The following is an 18,694-nucleotide window of genomic DNA, read 5'->3' on the forward strand; positions in this document are numbered from 1 at the left end:
CCGAGAGTCTTAATTATTAAAACGATATAGAGCATACTACAAATGCCCCTGATCCAAAATTGGAAAAGGGGTGTTTTTTTGTTAAATAAATTACTAAAGGAGCAAAAAAGGCCAGATCTGCCTTTGCTTTTTATAATCGTTATTTTATTAGTCGTTGGGATTGTCATGGTTTACAGTTCATCCTACGTTTGGTCTGATTACAAATTTAATGATTCCTTTTACTATTTAAAAAGACAGCTTCTCTTTGCTGGTGCAGGAGTGGTTGCGATGTTTTTTTTCATGGTCATTCCGTATTATACGTGGAAAAAATATGCAAATTTAATACTGCTATTTTGTTTTATATTATTACTGCTTGTCTTAATCCCTGGAGTAGGGTTGGTTCGAGGTGGAGCACAGAGCTGGATAGGGGTGGGTGCATTTAGTATTCAACCATCCGAATTTATGAAGCTCGGGCTAATCATTTTTCTTGCTGCGATCCTTTCTGCAAATCAAAAATATATAACTTCTTTTAAAAAAGGCTTTCTTCCATGTATTTTACTTGTTTTTACTGCTTTTGGTCTAATTATGCTGCAACCAGACCTTGGAACAGGAATGGTTCTTGTCCTTACATGTATGATTATGATTTTTGCTGCTGGTGCAAGGTTAACACATTTTTTTGGTCTTGCTGCAATTGGAATGCTCGGTTTTGTAGGCTTGATTGCATCTGCACCATATCGAATTAGTCGAATTACGGCATTTCTAAATCCGTGGGAGGATCCACTTGGGGATGGTTTTCAAATTATCCAGTCCTTATATGCGATTGGACCAGGTGGTTTAATGGGATTAGGATTAGGGAATAGCTTGCAGAAGTATTTTTATTTACCTGAGCCACAAACTGATTTTATTTTTGCTATATTAGGTGAAGAACTTGGATTTATTGGCGGAACTGTTATCATTGTTCTATTTTTCCTGCTTTTATGGAGGGGAATTAAAATTTCACTCGAAGCACCAGATCTATTTGGACGTTTTCTAGCACTTGGAATTGCAGGAATGCTTGCAGTACAAGCGATGATTAATATAAGTGTTGTGATTGGTCTGATTCCAGTTACAGGGATTACATTACCATTTCTAAGCTATGGTGGTTCATCTTTAACATTGACTTTATGCTCTGTTGGCGTTTTGCTAAATATTAGTATATATTCTAAGATTTAAGGTGAAGTTCTTTTCCGTTCCTTGCTTGGAAAAAATTCACAGCCCTGTAACTGGAAAAACTTGATAAAGTATGGTAAGTACACTACATCTTCCGCTATGTTTTATGATATAATTCATGTAACAGATAAAAACGGCTTTAAGATTTGCCGTTTTATTCTTTTGCTAACGTAAATAAATGTAAAAAGGAAGAAATGGGGATGAGTAAAAAGAATATTGTTTCGATTGAGGATCGTATTCCAAAATTGAAACAAGCACGTAAGAAAAAAGCAAACCGTCGACTTATATTTTATCTTTCAATCTTTTTTTTCTTGATATCTATCATCGTATATTTACAATCACCATTGAGCCATATTAAAACAATTGCCGTGAATGGAAATACGTATGTAACAGATGAAGAGATTATCGAAAGTAGCAATTTAACGACTGATACAAATATATGGACAATTAACCGAGCAGAAACTGAACAATTAATAAATAAGAACCCTATATTAGAGTCTGTAAAAGTAAGCAGAAAATTACCATGGACAATTGATATTCATGTAAAAGAACAGCAAATCATTGGATATATTCGTAACGAAACAGCGTATAAACCAGTATTAGGTAATGGTGAAATTCTAAATGTTACGAATGGGACGTTCAATGGCGAAGCTCCGCTAATTTATGGGTTTGATGATGAGGAATATCTACATAGAATGGCAGAGGAGCTAAAGGAACTCCCTGGTAGCATCAGGAATGTTATTTCGGAAATCCATTGGATCCCAACTGATGAAAATAAAAATACGGTGCTTTTATACATGAATGATGGTTACCTTGTAAAAGGAACGATTCGCGACTTTGCTGAAAAAATGGAAGTTTATCCGTCAATTGTTGCACAGCTTGATCCAGAGGAAAAAGGAATCATTCATATTGGAGTCGGTATCTACTTTGAGTCTTTTAATCAGGAAGAGGACGAAGATATGACAGAAATAGAAGGAATTCAAGACAATGAGGAATCAACAGAATCCGAATAAATAAATGTTGTGGTAGGAAAGTCATATAAATAGTTGTGTTTACGAAAGATATATAAGATACTCATAAAAGGTTGTTCAAAAGCCTAGGGAAAAGGACATATCGACCTTCGATGCATAAGCCGTACTCGTATTGGCCTTGCAGTGGGGCCAAAACTCCCCAGAAATTATGACTTTAGTAGACTTGGGTCTTTTCTTTCTCTTTTGAACACATTTTTTTAGAGGAATTTAGTTTTTTTAAAGCGTTAAGAAGGGATATTGCCACCTTTTGTGGAATAACCTATATATGTTTTATTTTTTTACTGATTTCCTATAAAATAGTAGATTATACAATAGATAAAAAAGGAAGTTCATAGAAACGACAGTAATACTGGAAGTTTCTGATTCTGGAGGTGCCTTTCGTTGAATAATAGTGAAATATTAGTAAGTCTTGATATAGGTACAACAGCGATTAAAGTCATTATTGGAGAAGTTTTGAACGATTCATTGAATATAATCGGGGTTGGGACCGCTAAATCAAATGGTATGAAAAAAGGTGCAGTTGTTGATATCGATCAAACGGTTCATTCAATCCGAAACGCGGTAGAACAAGCTGAGCGCATGGTAGGGATGCAGATTGAAAGTGTTGTCGTTGGTATAAACGGAAGTCATGTTCAATTACAGCCTTGTCATGGGGTAGTAGCAGTTCAAAGCGAAAACCGTGAAATTGGTGATGAGGATGTGACAAGAGTCATCGACGGAGCACAGGTAATCTCAATTCCACCAGAACGTGAAATTATTGATGTTATTCCAAAACAATTTATTGTAGATGGTTTGGATGAAATCACGGATCCGCGTGGTATGATTGGCGTTCGGTTGGAAATGGAAGGTACAATTATTACATGCTCAAAGACAGTACTACATAATATTTTAAAATGTGTAGAACGTGCTAACTTGCAAGTGTCTGATATTTGCCTTCAGCCACTTGCAGCCGGAACGATTGCTCTTTCAAAAGATGAAAAGAATATGGGGGTTGCTCTAATTGATGTGGGTGGTGGCTGTACTACCGTTTCAGTTTTTGGTAACGACCATCTAATTTCAACAAGTGTTATTAGCTTAGGTGGAGATAATATTACGAAGGATTTGTCTATCGGTCTAAGGACATCTACAGAAGAAGCAGAAGATATTAAACTGAATTATGGACATGCATTTTATGATCATGCTTCTGAAGAAGAAACATTTGAAGTTTCAATCATTGGAAGCAACACAAGAGAAACCTATAATCAGCTGCAAATTTCTGATATGATTGAAGCAAGACTGGAAGAAATTTATGCTTATGTAGAAAGAGAAATTAGAAAAATGGGTTACGGCGAGCTTCCAGGTGGGTATGTATTGACTGGTGGAACGAGTTCGATGCCAGGAAGTCTTGAGCTTGCTGAGGACTTATTCCGATCAAATGTACGCGTTGCTATCCCAGATTACATAGGTGTAAGAGAAGCACAATATACAGCAGGTATTGGAATATTGCAGTTCGCTTATCATAATGCGAAGATACAAGGAAAAGATTTGTATCCATCTGTAGTTGAAGATACAACAGAACCGAAACCAAAAAGACCGCAAAAACAGCCAAAGGTCAAAAAAGAAACGAAAGAGAATAAGAAAAAAGACTCTAGTTTTGCTAATTTATTTAAGTATTTCTTTGATTAAGAATAACTGATGTGAATTCAAAAGGTAATGGAACTTTTTGACAGATAAAAAATATAAAACTTTTATTATTTGCATAAGTGCAACGAAGTCATTTGCCTAAAAGCCTGGCAAACGCCAAGTTTTCTAAAAAGATCACATTGAAATTAGCTTCTGGTATTCTTGTAATTTTGCACATTAGGAGGAAAGAAATATGTTAGAGTTTGATACAAATATGGAGGAATTAGCGACAATTAAAGTTATCGGTGTAGGTGGCGGTGGAAATAATGCTGTGAACCGAATGATTGAGCATGGTGTTGAAGGTGTAGAATTTATAGCGGTAAATACTGATGCTCAGGCTTTGAATTTGTCTAAAGCAGAAACAACAATACAAATAGGTGGTAAACTGACACGTGGTCTTGGAGCAGGTGCAAATCCGGAAGTTGGAAAGAAAGCTGCCGAAGAGAGCAAAGAACAGCTGGAAGAAGTATTGCAAGGTGCTGATATGGTATTTGTAACTGCTGGAATGGGTGGTGGCACTGGAACTGGTGCTGCTCCTGTAATTGCACAAGTTGCTAAAGATCTTGGAGCATTAACTGTAGGTGTTGTAACACGTCCATTCTCTTTTGAAGGAAGAAGACGCTCTACCCAAGCAATTTCTGGAATTGATACACTTAAAGGAAGTGTTGATACATTAATCGTAATTCCAAATGATCGCTTACTTGAAATTGTAGACAAAAACACACCAATGCTTGAAGCATTCCGTGAAGCAGATAATGTGTTACGACAAGGTGTACAAGGTATCTCAGATTTAATTGCGAAGCCAGGTCTAATTAACGTTGATTTTGCTGATGTTAAAACAATTATGTTTGATAAAGGTTCTGCACTCATGGGAATTGGTATTGCAACTGGTGAAACGCGTGCAACAGAAGCTGCGAAAAAAGCAATTTCATCTCCACTACTGGAGACTTCTATTGATGGTGCACATGGTATCCTAATGAATATTACTGGCGGTACGAACTTAAGCCTTTATGAAGTTCAAGAAGCTGCAGATTTAGTTACTTCAGCAGCAGATAAAGAAGTGAACGTTATCTTTGGATCCGTTATTAATGAGAATCTAAATGATGAAATTGTTGTTACAGTAATTGCAACAGGTTTTGATGAGACTGTACAACCAAAAGCAGAAATTAAGCAAAAACAGCATCGTCCTATGGCTAGTCATAACCAGCATGCTGCCACGAGGGAAGAACCTGTTCAAAGAGAGCAGCGCGAGCAGCGTGAGCAACAACAGCCACAGCCTCGTGTTAGACAAGAGGACGACGAGCTTGATATTCCTACATTTTTAAGAAATCGAAACCGTAATCGATAAAAAATAACTTGTACGAAGACATAATAGAGCAGATGAGCTACATTCATCTGCTCTATTTTCAATTCCATAACCTCTATTCACCACCCGGCATAGCTTCCTCCAAAACAATCCTTAACATTGCCCTCGAGGCGTGATGAACATATTCTCTATTTTACAATTAATATAAACTTCTAATTAATGCGCATTGAGAGATTGTGCGAATACCCGCTCCGGAAACACACTACGCTTTTCGCGGGTGACCCGTGAGCCTCTTCGAACTCCGTTCTTCAGAGTCTCACTCTGGCCACGTATCCCGCAGAAGTCTACGTGTGTTTCCTCCGCTAGTGCTGGTTCACTGGCTATACTAACATGGTTTATCAAAATAAAAATGTTGTTCTAACCAGTCCGGGTGAGCGTAGGGCGGTGACTCCTGTGGGAACAGCACGTGTCTGAAGACTCGCAGGAAGTGGTTTTCTTCCGGAGAGGCTGAAGCCGTGCCCACGGAAAGCATCCGCCCGGAGCGATCCCGGACGGCGATTGTTCCACAGATTAAGCAAATATTCACTAGTTCGGATTTTCTTTCAAATGTGATGAAGCATCTAGAATAGTGTTAGTTTACGTTAGCGCAGCAGATCACAAAGCGTATATATGTGAAGGCTTTGTATTTATATAGGAAGAATTATACAATTCCAGTTATATTGGTTTAGCGCTATTTTTATGCATGTTGATTTTAGAAGTATTTGACATAAAACGCAAAAATCGATAGACAGTCAATCCGTATGAATATACGTTAGCTTTAAAAGAGACAAATTATCCCCGACAAACTTATAGACAAATAGTGAAAATTAGCTTTTATACGCACACAAGAAGTGACAGACTTTGCTTCCGCACTCTACTATACTCGTTAGTAATTCCTCAAATCTGGGGTTTCGATTATCTATGAAAATACCTCCTGAAAATAAATATTCCGAAAATGATTTGCCGGGAAGGAAGAGAGAAATTGACCATTTATCTTGATGCCGTCTGGGCATTGAATTTTTTTCTGGATTTAATGCTGTTAATGCTTACAAAAGCTTTAGCAAGGGATGCAGTAGGGAAAATACGAATCATTTTTGGGGCATTTATCGCTTCATTAATTGTACCCATTACGCTATTTTTTCCAGACTCCTTTATAAATGGGGTACTGGGTAAATTAATTTATTCATTCTTTATTATCTTATGTACCTTCGGATATGCAGGTTTTTATCGCATGATGAAATTATTATTATTATTTTACTTTACATCATTTGCAATTGGAGGTGGATTGACAGGGATATACTTTATGCTTGCAAACCCTGTGTCAATTACAGGCAATGGAATTTTAACATTTAATAAAGGATATGGTGATCCAGTTAGCTGGCTGTTTATCTTAATCGGATTCCCAATCGTATGGTATTTTACAAAGCACCGTATGGACGAGCATGCAAGTGAGAAAATTCGTTATGACCAATTATGCGAAGTGACCATTCAAATGAATAACAATTCATTTATGACCAAAGGGTTTATTGATAGCGGTAATCAGCTAGTTGATCCACTAACGAAAAGGGCAGTAGTTATTTGTGATGAAATATTTCTGAAGCAGTGGTTTTCTGAAGAAGAATGGAAGCAATTAGAGGAAGTGCATCATCATTTAGCACTTGATCAAGTTCCAGAAAAATGGCAGCACAAAGTACAAATGATTCCGTATCAAGGTGTTGAAGGAAAAAGTGGTTTCCTTTTAGCGATTAGGCCAGATCATATTGAAATACATTATGGGAGTCAGAAGCTTACAACAAGCAATTTACTAATCGGTATTCAGTTTGGCGTATTAGTTAGGGATCAAAGCTATCATTGTTTATTGCATCCGCAAATCATTAAATTAGCTACTATACAAACAGCATAAGGGAGTGGAGAGTATGGCTCTATGGAAAATCAAACTGAAATTGCGCTGGTACAAATTATTAATTAAATTAGGATTAAAGTCATCAGAAGTCTACTATATTGGTGGAAGTGAAGCATTGCCTCCTCCCCTTTCGAAACAGGAAGAACAAGAATTATTAATCCTATTACCGAAAGGCGACAAGGCAGCGAGAGCGATGCTGATTGAGCGTAACCTTCGCCTTGTCGTCTATATTGCACGTAAATTTGAAAATACAGGTATCAATATTGAGGACTTAATTAGCATAGGTACAATTGGCTTAATAAAAGCGGTAAATACATTCAATCCAGAAAAGAAAATTAAGTTAGCAACCTATGCATCAAGATGTATTGAAAACGAGATTCTTATGTACTTGCGTAGAAATAATAAACTTAAATCGGAAGTCTCATTTGATGAACCATTAAATATCGATTGGGATGGGAATGAGCTTCTATTGTCCGATGTTCTCGGTACGGATGAAGATATAATTACAAAAAACCTCGAATCAAATGTGGATAAAACTTTGTTGAAAAGTGCATTATCAAAATTAAATGCCCGTGAAAAACAAATCATGGAGCTGCGTTTTGGATTAATTGGTCAAGAGGAAAAGACCCAGAAGGATGTTGCGGATATGCTTGGAATTTCTCAATCCTATATTTCACGTTTAGAAAAAAAGATTATTCGCAGATTGAAAAAAGAATTTAATAAAATGGTGTAGCCATATTTTATAAGGTTTTCATCAACATTTTACAGTATTTCTAAAATCTGTACGTGCATAAAAACCCTCTGCCGGGGAGATACTGTCCTTGAACAGCATCACCGACTGGGAGGGTTGACTTAAATGACTAGACATAAAGTTGAGATATGTGGTGTTGATACATCCAAACTACCTGTACTTAAAAATGAAGAAATGAAAAAGCTATTTGTAAGAATGCAGCAGGAAGGAGATATTTCTGCTCGAGAAGAACTTGTTAATGGGAATTTAAGGCTTGTATTAAGTGTGATACAGCGATTCAATAATCGGGGAGAATATGTAGATGATTTATTTCAAGTTGGCTGTATTGGACTAATGAAATCAATCGATAATTTTGATTTATCACATAACGTAAGATTCTCCACGTATGCTGTTCCGATGATTATTGGAGAAATAAGACGATACCTCAGGGATAATAATCCAATCCGAGTATCTAGGTCCTTACGTGATATTGCATACAAAGCACTGCAGGTGAGAGAAAAATTAATTAGTAAGACATCAAAAGAGCCTACTCCTGCAGAAATTGCCGCTGAAATGGGAATTCCACATTCCGATATTGTGTTTGCTCTTGATGCGATTCAAGATCCTGTATCATTATTCGAACCAATCTACAATGATGGTGGTGATCCAATATTTGTTGTCGATCAGATTAGTGATGATAAAGACAAGGATTCAACCTGGGTTGATAAAATTTCATTAAAAGAAGGGATGCACCAATTAAATGAACGTGAAAAAATGATATTGAATAAACGATTCTTTCAAGGGAAAACGCAAATGGAAGTTGCTGATGAAATTGGCATCTCACAAGCACAAGTATCTCGTTTAGAGAAAGCTGCAATCAGTCAAATGAATAAGCAAATGTTTGAATAAAGATTTAAATAAATCATGCAAAATCAGGAAGGACAGGTTTTTCACCTGTCTTTCCTGATTTTTTCTGTGTAAAGATGAAATAAATTGATGTGTTCGCATATAGTTTAATAAGTACGTGTTCAAAAAGAGGAGGACGAAAAGGACCGAGCAGTATAAGGCGTCGATGCATTGAGCGGACGTTCTTGCGGACAGTAAAAGCGATTTTCTTCTGCAATGAGTGTAAAAGCAAGCCAACGATCTTCTCGCTTGTTGTTTTGACTTCGATATTGGACACAGTACGTGTCGGTACTTAATCGATGGTCTACTGCTCTCGAAGTGTCATTTTCAACGGACTATTTTGACAACTAATAAGGCAGGTGAGGACAATGATTAAATTATCAGAATTACAGTTGAAAGAAATTATAATAATTGATGATGGTAGAAGGTTTGGCCATATTACAGATTTAGAAATTGACGGTAATACAGGGAAAATTATTGCAATTGTCGTGGAAACGAAGGACAAAAAGAGTGGAATGTTAAGAAAGGCGGACGAATTATTGATTTCCTGGGATCATATTGTTCGAATTGGTTCCGATGTGATTCTTGTCAATGATGTCCAGGGACCAAGTTTATATGGTACGGTAAAATAGAGATTGCATGAAAAAGCTTAGTTGAAAGCCAAAATATGATAAAATAAGACAAGTCTATTTTTGCAGTAAAGAAAATATAAAAATTTCTTTACTGCAGAAGTGCACTGTAGCATTAGCCAAGAGGATTGGTGAATGCCAAGTTTTCTAATCAGGAGGATTATAATGAATGAAGTCTTTAAAGAGAAAGATAACGCATATCTCAACATAGAAAAGTGGCAAACAGAACACCCTGGACTTGTCGTGGGCTTTACTACTAGAAACGGTGGTGTAAGCGAGTACCCCTATCATACATTGAATTTTGGGTTCCATGTTGCTGATGAACAGAAGCATGTTATAAGTAACCGTGAACGATTAGCAGATAAGCTGAACTTTTCACTGCAAAACTGGGTGTCAGGGGAACAAATACATCGAACGGAGATTGCACATGTTACGGATCAAGATAAGGGGAAAGGTTCAACTTCTTATACAAGCTCCATTAAAGGCACGGATGGGCTCTTAACCAACCAAAAAGGAGTATTATGTACAGCTTTCTTTGCAGATTGTGTACCCTTATTTTTCTTCGATCCGATAACGGAATATATTGGAATTGCCCACGCTGGCTGGAAGGGATCTGTTAACCGAATTGCTGAGAAGATGGTGGAAGCTTTTGCAAAAGTTGGTGTGAAACCGGAAAACCTATTCGTAGCGATTGGTCCTTGTATTTCACAGCAGAATTATGAAGTAGATGAGCGGGTGATTCAATCGATTCGAGCAGGGGAGAGGGAAAATGCGGTACGTTCACTCGGCAAAAATCGATTTTTATTAGATTTAAAGCAATTAAATGTAGATATCCTTTTACAATCTGGGGTATTACGTCATAATATAGAGGTAACAAATTATTGCACTTATCGTGATGATGAATTATTTTTCTCTCATCGGAGAGACCATGGTAAGACTGGAAGAATGTTAGGGTTTATTGGATTTCAAGGGTGATTACATGATGGAGGAGTTATACGTATTATGGAAGTCGCAGCAAATTTGGCAGTCATTCAAGAGAAAATAGGACAAGCATGTAAAAATAGTGGGCGCAAACCTTCCGAAATAAACGTTATTGGGGTTACGAAATATGCTACAATAGAACGAACCGAGGAAGCAGTTGAAGCAGGAGTTAAAAATCTTGGCGAAAATCGAAATGAAGGTTTTTTAGAAAAGTATCATCACATTGCTGATAAAGTAACATGGCATTTTATTGGAACCTTGCAGTCACGAAAAGTAAAAGACATTATTGACAAAATTGATATGCTCCATGCTTTAGACAGGGCTTCACTTGCAAAAGAAATTAATAAACGAGCATCAGCACCTGTCGATTGCTTTATACAAGTAAATGTCAGTGGAGAAGCTTCCAAACATGGCTTGAGCGTAGAAGAGGTAATTCCTTTTATTGAGGAAATCGAGAAATACGAAAAAGTTCATGTAGTTGGATTAATGACAATGGCACCCCATATTGAAGACAAAGAGGAGATTCGGAAAGTATTTCGGGATTTAGCATTATTAAGAGACCGTATCAAAGCAAAGAAATTGCATCATGCACCATGTGAATTTCTTTCGATGGGGATGAGCAATGATTATGAAGTTGCGATTGAAGAGGGTGCAACCCATATCCGCATTGGCTCCCAATTAGTTGGTGAATGATCGCAAACTTAAGTAAAGAGGTGAGAGAATGAGTATTAAGAATAAGATTAAAAATTATTTCACCATGGATGACGAGTATGAGTACGAATATCAACAGGAAGAGATTACCCCAGAGAGTAAAGAAAGTACGAAGCAACAAACACAAAAGGTTGTAAGCTTAACTAGTATGCAGCAATCTACATCAAAAGTGGTATTATGTGAGCCAAGAACCTATAACGAAGCGCAGGAAATTGCAGATAACATTGTAAACAGACGTGCCGTTGTCATTAATTTACAACGCGTTGATCATCAACAAGCAAAACGTATTGTTGATTTTCTAAGTGGCACGGTATACGCTGTTAATGGTGATATTCAGAAGCTAGGCTCTGAAACATTTTTATGCACCCCGGACAATGTTGAAGTTTCAGGAACAATATCCGAAGCATTTGCCCAACAAGATGAATTTGAAAAAGGATGGTAGTAGTGGATGGTTGAATTATATACAATATTACATTATGCATTTGTATTCTATGGATATGCACTCATTGTGTATATTTTCATGTCATGGTTCCCAGGAGCAAGGGAATCATCCTTTGGTCAAATGTTGACCAAAATTTGTGAGCCTTACCTAGAGCAATTTCGTAAATTTATCCCACCAATTGGTATGATCGATATTTCGCCAATTGTTGGGATCCTTGTTCTTCATTTAGCTCGAGCAGGACTGCTTCAGTTTTTCCAAATGTTTTTATTTTAGAACGTATAGCGTTATTATGCTAAAAAGATTTTGACGAACAAAATGTTAAAGGAAGTAACAGGATGGATATTTACCAGCATTTTAGAAAAGAAGAACAGCCTTTTATTGATCAAGTATTGTCGTGGAAGGAACGCGTTGAGCAGACATTCCAGCCAAAGCTGACAGACTTTCTCGATCCACGCGAACAACAGTTAGTCGAAATGCTTGTCGGTTTGAATAATCCTGAATTAAAACTTGATAAGCATGGCGGAGGATTAAATACGGAACGAAAACGAATGGTAATTGCTCCTTTTTATGAGGAAATAGCAGAAGAATCTTTTCAGCTGACCTTATTGCAGACAACCTATCCAGATAAATTTATAACCATTGAACATCGGGATGTAATGGGCGCATTTTTATCAATGGGGATAAAGCGTACGAAGCTAGGAGATATTTATGCGGCAGACGGCCTCATTCAAATTGTACTGGCAGATGAAGTAAGTCCATATGTTACAGCAAATCTGAATGCAATAAAAAAAGCGACGGTTACATTTGGCGAGCAGCCGCTTACTCTTTTGAAAGAAAAACAAGAAAGATGGGTAGAAGCAGACAAAACAGTTTCTTCTTTAAGACTTGATGCTGTTATCAAGGAAATTTATCATATTTCAAGAAAAGATGCTTCAGCATTTATTGAAAAATTGCAGGTGAAAGTGAATCATAAGGTTGTTGACGATACTAAATTTCAACTGCAAGAGGGCGATATGATTTCATTGCGTGGAAAAGGCCGAAGCAAATTAACTGCTATAAATGGGATGACGAAAAAGGATAAATGGAAAATTAGTATTGCATCTTTAAAATAATTTATAGTTCTTGCAGGATTTCCTGTTTTTTTGTCGAATTGATTTAAATACAACTTTGAGAACATTCGATTTTACGTTAATATATTTATACCTTGAGGAGGTGGCCACTGTGCCATTAACACCATTAGATATTCATAATAAAGAATTTACGAGAAAAATCCGTGGTTATGATGAAGATGAAGTAAATGAGTTCTTGGATCAAGTGATTAAGGATTATGAAATGGTCATTCGAGAAAAGAAAGAGCTGGATGAGAAAGTGAACCAGCTGAATGAAAGACTCGGTCATTTTACAAATATTGAAGAAACCCTAAATAAGTCCATTCTTGTTGCACAAGAAACAGCAGAAGAAGTAAAAGGAAATGCAACAAAGGAATCCAGGCTTATTATAAAAGAGGCAGAAAAAAATGCTGACCGTATCATTAATGAAGCGTTAAGTAAATCGCGTCGTATTTCAATGGATGTCGAAGAATTGAAGAAGCAGGCTAAAGTTTTCCGCACAAGATTACGCATGCTTGTACAGGCTCAATTAGATATGCTTGGTACGGACGATTGGGAAGAATTATTTAAAACAGAGTTAGGCGAAGAACTCGAGTTGATTGAAAATGAATCATAGTTCTTGACGTTCTTAAAAATATTACATATAATTCATACAAGATATGTCAATTATAATAACAATACGTTGAAAGAGAAAGTATAAAAGGACGTTGCTGAAAAGCGAGCTAGGAGATGGTGTGAGCCTGGTACAGCACTCTTTTAGAAAATCACTCTTGAGTATCCATTGTGAAATTTAGTAGTGATGGACGGCTTATCCCCGTTACGGATGTCGAGTGAATTTAAAATATCAATTTTGAATTTATAAGGGTGGTACCGCGAGTCTTCTCGTCCCTTTTGGGATGAAGAAGGCTTTTTTGTATTCAAAAGCGCAAGCGCCATTAAATAACTTAAGGAGGAAGCATAAATGGATTATAAAGAAACATTATTAATGCCGAAAACAGAATTTCCTATGCGAGGAAATTTACCAAATAAAGAGCCAAAACGTCAAGAACAATGGGAAGAAGCAAATCTATACGAAAAGAGTCTTGAACGTACAAAAGAAAGACCGTTATTTGTTTTACATGACGGACCACCGTATGCAAATGGAGATCTTCATATCGGGCATGCATTGAATAAAATTTTGAAAGACTTTATTACCCGCTATAAATCCATGACGGGTTACCATGCCCCATATATTCCAGGATGGGATACACATGGACTGCCAATTGAAACAGCTTTAACGAAGAACAAGAAAGTCAAACGAAAAGAAATGAGTGTAGCTGAATTTAGACAGCTATGTGCAGAATATGCACTCGGACAAGTGGATAGTCAACGCACACAATTTAAACAGCTTGGTGTACGTGGTGACTGGGATAATCCATATATTACACTGACGAAAGACTATGAAGCTGCACAAATTAAAGTATTTGGGGAAATGGCAAAAAAAGGCTATATCTACAAAGGCTTAAAACCGGTTTATTGGTCTCCTTCTTCTGAATCGGCATTAGCAGAGGCAGAAATTGAGTATCAGGATAAGCGTTCAGCTTCTATTTATGTGGCGTTTGAAGTTCGTGATGGAAAAGACTTATTCGATGGTGGAGAGAAATTCATCATTTGGACGACAACACCATGGACCATTCCAGCTAACCTGGGAATTAGTTTGCATCCCGATCTAGAGTACAACGTAGTAGAAGCAAACGGTGAAAAGTATGTACTTGCACACGCTTTACTGGAAGATGTTGCTGAAGAACTAGGCTGGGAAAATGTAAAGGTCGTAAAATCATTTAAAGGTCAAGAAGCAGATCGTGTTGTAGCAAAACATCCTTTCTATAATCGTGACTCGCTCGTAATGCTTGGTGAACATGTAACGACTGATGCTGGAACTGGTTGTGTTCATACCGCTCCAGGACATGGGGAGGATGACTTCTATGTGTCAAAAAAATATGGCATTGAAGCATTTTGTCCAGTTGATGATAAAGGAGTATTTACGGAAGAAGCTCCTGGTTTTGAGGGTTTATTCTACGATGCTGCCAATAAAGTGGTTACCGAAAAACTGGAAGAAACAGGTTCACTATTAAAAATGAGCTTTATTACACATTCCTATCCACATGATTGGCGTACGAAAAAGCCGACAATTTTCCGTGCAACAGCTCAATGGTTTGCATCTATTAAAGACTTCCGTCAAGATATTCTTTCTGAAATTAAGGAAGTAAACTGGTATCCAAACTGGGGTGAAACGAGACTTTACAATATGGTGCGTGACCGTGAAGACTGGTGTATCTCAAGACAACGAGCATGGGGTGTTCCAATTCCTGTATTTTATGGTGAAGACGGTACACCGATTATTACAGACGAAACGGTTAATCATGTTTCTGAATTGTTTAAAGAACACGGATCAAACGTATGGTTTGAGCGTGAAGCGAAGGACTTGCTGCCAGAAGGATTTACATCAGAGTATAGCCCGAATGGTCAATTCACGAAGGAAACAGATATTATGGATGTTTGGTTTGATTCCGGCTCCTCTCATGAAGGAGTATTAATGAACCGTGATGATCATCGTAGACCAGCAGATATTTATCTTGAAGGAAGTGACCAATATCGTGGTTGGTTTAACTCCTCATTATCAACAGCAGTAGCAGTTACAGGGAAAGCACCTTATAAAACGATTATCAGTCATGGGTTTGTACTTGATGGTAACGGAAGAAAAATGAGTAAATCACTTGGAAATGTCATCGTGCCATCCAAAGTGCAAAAACAGCTTGGCTCTGATATTTTACGTTTATGGGTTGCTTCTGTTGATTATCAATCCGATGTACGTATTTCGAACGATATTTTGAAACAAACTTCAGAAGCATATCGTAAAATCCGTAATACATTCCGCTTCCTGCTTGCGAACCTTGCTGATTTTAATCCAGCAACAGATGCAGTAGCTGAACATGAATTGGAAGAAGTGGATCGTTACATGCTGCATCGCTTACAGAAATTGCTATCTGATGTGCGTGAAAGCTATGAGAAGTATGAGTATGCACCAATTTTCCACCAAATTCATAATTTCTGTGCAGTTGATCTAAGCTCGTTCTATCTAGACTTTGCAAAAGACGTTCTCTATATCGAGGCAGCTGACAATAAACGTCGTCGTAGTATTCAAACTGGCTATTATGAAGTATTGACAACATTGGTTAAGCTACTCACACCAATCATTCCACATACAACAGATGAAGTGTGGGAATATATCCCAGGGGCAGAAGCAGAGAGTGTACAATTGACAGATATTCCAGAACCAAGAGAAATTGCTGGAATGGACGCATTAGCTCCGAAGTGGAATCATTTTATGAATGTTCGTGATGATGTACTGAAAGCATTAGAAGAAGCACGAAATGATAAAGTTATCGGTAAATCATTAGAAGCAAAAATTACAATTGTTCCAAAAGATGAGGAAACAAAAGAAGTCTTAACAAATATGGAACATTTACATCAATTCTTAATCGTATCTGAAGCTGTTTTAAGCGAAAGCAATGCATCTGCAAAAGAATACAAGTTTGTTGATGTAGCTGTTGAAAAGCACCCTGGGGAAAAATGTGAACGTTGTTGGGTTGCTTCAGAAACAGTTGGCGAGGACCATGACCATCCGGAACTATGCTCGCGGTGTGCAGCAGTAGTAAAAGAGCATTATACCGAATAATGAAAAGCGTGTAATTCATAATAGCCCTCTTGAAATAAGGGGGCTATTATTATTGAAAAAGTGAAGAATAAAGTATACTATAAAAAAAGACTTGATAGAGGTTTTTAACTTCTTGTGAATACGGATGAAGCGGGGGATAAAAGATGATCTGGTATTATGTCATCGCGCTCTTTATTATCGGAATCGATCAACTAACAAAATGGATAATTGTAAGCACGATGGAACTTGGTGAGCGGATAACGGTAATCGAAAACTTCTTTTATATTACATCACATCGAAATTCAGGAGCAGCCTGGGGAATCTTACAAGGTCAAATGCTGTTTTTCTATATTGTAACAGCGGTCGTTGTAATCGGCATTATCTATTACATGCAAAAGTTTGCCAAAAACGATACATTACTAGCAATTGGCCTTAGCTTCGTTCTTGGTGGCGCAATCGGTAACTTTATTGATCGTTTATTCCATCAGGAAGTAGTTGATTTTGCTGATTTCTATATTTTTAATTATAATTTCCCTATTTTTAATGTTGCCGATTCTGCTTTAACTATCGGTGTTATTATCGTCATTATTGCAACGATTATGGATGAACGAAAGAAAGGAAAGGCCAAAAAATGACACAATTTCAACATGAAGTAACAGAGGAACAAAATAAAACAAGAGTCGATAAGCTGCTTGCTGCCATTAACCCAGAGCGATCTCGCTCGCAGATTCAGGGATGGATTAGTAAAGGGCATGTATTCGTAAATGAAGCGGAAGTAAAGGCAAATTATAAATGTCAAACAGGCGAAGTGTTAACATGGTCTATTCCAGAAGTTGAAGAGCTGAATATTCAAGGCGAGGATATTCCATTAGAGATTATTTATGAGGATTCTGATTTAATAGTAATTAATAAACCAAAAGGAATGGTTGTTCACCCTTCTGCAGGACATCAGACTGGTACATTAGTAAATGCACTCTTGCACCATTGTAAGGATTTATCCGGAATCAACAGTGTAGAAAGACCGGGAATTGTTCATCGTATTGATAAGGATACGAGTGGCCTGCTTGTCGTAGCGAAAAATGACCACACACACATGAAGTTATCAGAACAGCTAGCAACGAAGGAAGTAAAACGTAAATATGAAGCGATTGTCCATGGAGAGATCGGTCACGAATCCGGTATCATTGATGCACCAATAGGCAGAGATCCAAAAGACCGACAAAAAATGGGAATTGTTGATAGTGGTAAACCTGCAGTGACGCATTTTAAAGTTATCAAGCATTTTCCTGACTATACCCATGTAGAATGTCAGCTTGAAACAGGACGTACGCATCAAATCAGAGTACACATGAGGTATATCGGTTTTCCGCTTGTTGGTGATCCGAAATATGGCCAACGTAAAACACTAGATGCAGATGGTCAAGCTCTTCATGCGAAGACATTAGGCTTTACGCATCCACGAACAAATGAATGGATGGAGTTTGAAGTGGAAGCTCCAAAAGTCTTTCAAGAAGTCCTGGGAAAAATAAAGAATATGTATTGACAGATGATAATTAGTTTGTAATAATGAATGAAGATTAATAAAGGTGACCTTTAAATAATAGTCCTGTGAGGCTAAAAAGGAACGGTTTGTTCGTTAGGTATCGTATGTTCAAAACCCTTTTTTCCTACAGGAGAAGAGGGTTTTTATTTTTTATGCAGATAAGAAAGTATAAAACTTTCCTACCTGTATAAGTGCAACTAAGACATTCGCCTAAATGCTTTGCGAATGCCAAGTTTTCTAAGAAACGGGGTGCAAGTGATTGAATAAAAAAACAGAGATATTAGATACAGCTGCCATCAATAGGGCATTGACCAGAATGTCCCATGAAATATTGGAGAAGAATAAAGGCGGCGAAGATATAGTGCTTGTAGGTATAAAAACAAGAGGAGTTCCACTTGCTAAACGAGTTCACGATAAGATTAAGCAAATAGAAGCGATCGACGTTCCACTTGGTGAACTTGATATTACACTTTATCGTGATGATTTGGAAAAAGCGACAACAGATAATGAACCAGAAATTAAATCTGCAACGATTGATGTAGAGTTAACAGGAAAAAATGTTATTTTGATTGATGATGTCCTCTATACAGGACGCACAGTTCGCGCTGCAATGGATGCCGTAATGGATATTGGCAGACCGTCAAGAATCCAGCTTGGTGTACTTGTCGATCGGGGTCACCGAGAGTTGCCCATTCGCGCAGATTATGTTGGTAAGAATATTCCAACCTCTGATAAAGAGATTATAGTCGTTCAACTTGATGAAACGGATGAAGCAGAACATGTTTCGATCTATGAAAAATAAATAGTTACAACTTTT

Annotated in this window: 18 protein-coding genes and 1 other annotated feature; all 18 genes read left to right on the forward strand. The window is 37.4% G+C overall.

Features of this window, described 5'->3' with window-relative positions; genetic code table 11:
• The first annotated feature begins 117 nt into the window (after positions 1-117).
• The 18 genes from spoVE to pyrR all read left to right on the forward strand — a co-directional run bounded on the left by spoVE (position 118) and on the right by pyrR (position 18,679).
• A complete protein-coding gene (spoVE, locus tag NST46_RS14450) occupies positions 118-1,191 on the forward strand; it encodes a stage V sporulation protein E (protein WP_379601015.1) in 1,074 nt (357 codons plus the stop codon).
• 197 nt (positions 1,192-1,388) lie between these two features.
• Complete coding sequence (locus NST46_RS14455) at positions 1,389-2,201, forward strand: cell division protein FtsQ/DivIB (RefSeq protein WP_341137404.1); 813 nt, start codon at positions 1,389-1,391, stop codon at positions 2,199-2,201.
• Positions 2,202-2,600: 399 nt separating this feature from the next.
• Complete coding sequence (gene ftsA / locus NST46_RS14460; RefSeq protein ID WP_095308503.1) at positions 2,601-3,884, forward strand: cell division protein FtsA; 1,284 nt, start codon at positions 2,601-2,603, stop codon at positions 3,882-3,884.
• Between the two features lie 190 nt (positions 3,885-4,074).
• Positions 4,075-5,229, forward strand: coding sequence for a cell division protein FtsZ (gene ftsZ / locus NST46_RS14465; protein WP_095308505.1), 1,155 nt, complete (start codon positions 4,075-4,077; stop codon positions 5,227-5,229).
• A gap of 979 nt (positions 5,230-6,208) precedes the next feature.
• Positions 6,209-7,129 (forward strand): sigma-E processing peptidase SpoIIGA, encoded by a 921-nt coding sequence (gene spoIIGA, locus NST46_RS14470; protein WP_095308506.1) that lies wholly within the window; start codon positions 6,209-6,211, stop codon positions 7,127-7,129.
• 13 nt (positions 7,130-7,142) lie between these two features.
• Positions 7,143-7,862 (forward strand): RNA polymerase sporulation sigma factor SigE, encoded by a 720-nt coding sequence (gene sigE, locus NST46_RS14475; protein WP_095308507.1) that lies wholly within the window; start codon positions 7,143-7,145, stop codon positions 7,860-7,862.
• Between the two features lie 123 nt (positions 7,863-7,985).
• Positions 7,986-8,768, forward strand: coding sequence for an RNA polymerase sporulation sigma factor SigG (gene sigG / locus NST46_RS14480; protein ID WP_095308508.1), 783 nt, complete (start codon positions 7,986-7,988; stop codon positions 8,766-8,768).
• A gap of 365 nt (positions 8,769-9,133) precedes the next feature.
• Positions 9,134-9,397: a YlmC/YmxH family sporulation protein gene (locus tag NST46_RS14485; protein ID WP_095308509.1), complete on the forward strand. Its 264-nt coding sequence runs from the start codon at positions 9,134-9,136 to the stop codon at positions 9,395-9,397.
• Between the two features lie 162 nt (positions 9,398-9,559).
• Positions 9,560-10,369, forward strand: coding sequence for a peptidoglycan editing factor PgeF (pgeF, locus tag NST46_RS14490; RefSeq protein ID WP_303448223.1), 810 nt, complete (start codon positions 9,560-9,562; stop codon positions 10,367-10,369).
• A gap of 27 nt (positions 10,370-10,396) precedes the next feature.
• A complete protein-coding gene (locus tag NST46_RS14495) occupies positions 10,397-11,068 on the forward strand; it encodes a YggS family pyridoxal phosphate-dependent enzyme (RefSeq protein ID WP_187393136.1) in 672 nt (223 codons plus the stop codon).
• Between the two features lie 28 nt (positions 11,069-11,096).
• On the forward strand, positions 11,097-11,528 hold the full coding sequence (locus NST46_RS14500) for a cell division protein SepF (protein ID WP_095308513.1): 432 nt from the start codon (positions 11,097-11,099) through the stop codon (positions 11,526-11,528).
• A 6-nt stretch (positions 11,529-11,534) separates the two neighbouring features.
• The gene (locus NST46_RS14505) at positions 11,535-11,801 is read left to right on the forward strand and encodes a YggT family protein (RefSeq protein WP_095308514.1); all 267 of its coding nucleotides are present in this window, start codon (positions 11,535-11,537) and stop codon (positions 11,799-11,801) included.
• A 62-nt stretch (positions 11,802-11,863) separates the two neighbouring features.
• Positions 11,864-12,640: a YlmH family RNA-binding protein gene (locus NST46_RS14510; RefSeq protein WP_095308515.1), complete on the forward strand. Its 777-nt coding sequence runs from the start codon at positions 11,864-11,866 to the stop codon at positions 12,638-12,640.
• A 109-nt stretch (positions 12,641-12,749) separates the two neighbouring features.
• Positions 12,750-13,253: a DivIVA domain-containing protein gene (locus NST46_RS14515; RefSeq protein WP_095308516.1), complete on the forward strand. Its 504-nt coding sequence runs from the start codon at positions 12,750-12,752 to the stop codon at positions 13,251-13,253.
• Positions 13,254-13,310: 57 nt separating this feature from the next.
• Positions 13,311-13,530: a binding site (T-box leader), on the forward strand.
• A gap of 68 nt (positions 13,531-13,598) precedes the next feature.
• Positions 13,599-16,355, forward strand: coding sequence for an isoleucine--tRNA ligase (gene ileS / locus NST46_RS14520; RefSeq protein WP_095308517.1), 2,757 nt, complete (start codon positions 13,599-13,601; stop codon positions 16,353-16,355).
• Between the two features lie 143 nt (positions 16,356-16,498).
• A complete protein-coding gene (gene lspA, locus NST46_RS14525; RefSeq protein WP_095308518.1) occupies positions 16,499-16,969 on the forward strand; it encodes a signal peptidase II in 471 nt (156 codons plus the stop codon).
• Positions 16,966-17,877, forward strand: a complete 912-nt coding sequence (locus tag NST46_RS14530) for an RluA family pseudouridine synthase (protein WP_095308520.1) — start codon at positions 16,966-16,968, stop codon at positions 17,875-17,877. The genes lspA and NST46_RS14530 overlap by 4 nt, the downstream gene beginning before the upstream one ends.
• 259 nt (positions 17,878-18,136) lie before the next feature.
• Complete coding sequence (pyrR, locus tag NST46_RS14535; RefSeq protein WP_118888956.1) at positions 18,137-18,679, forward strand: bifunctional pyr operon transcriptional regulator/uracil phosphoribosyltransferase PyrR; 543 nt, start codon at positions 18,137-18,139, stop codon at positions 18,677-18,679.
• Positions 18,680-18,694: the final 15 nt, after the last annotated feature.

The sequence above is a fragment of the Oceanobacillus sp. FSL W7-1309 genome, assembly GCF_038002145.1.
Lineage (GTDB): Bacteria > Bacillota > Bacilli > Bacillales > Amphibacillaceae > Oceanobacillus > Oceanobacillus profundus.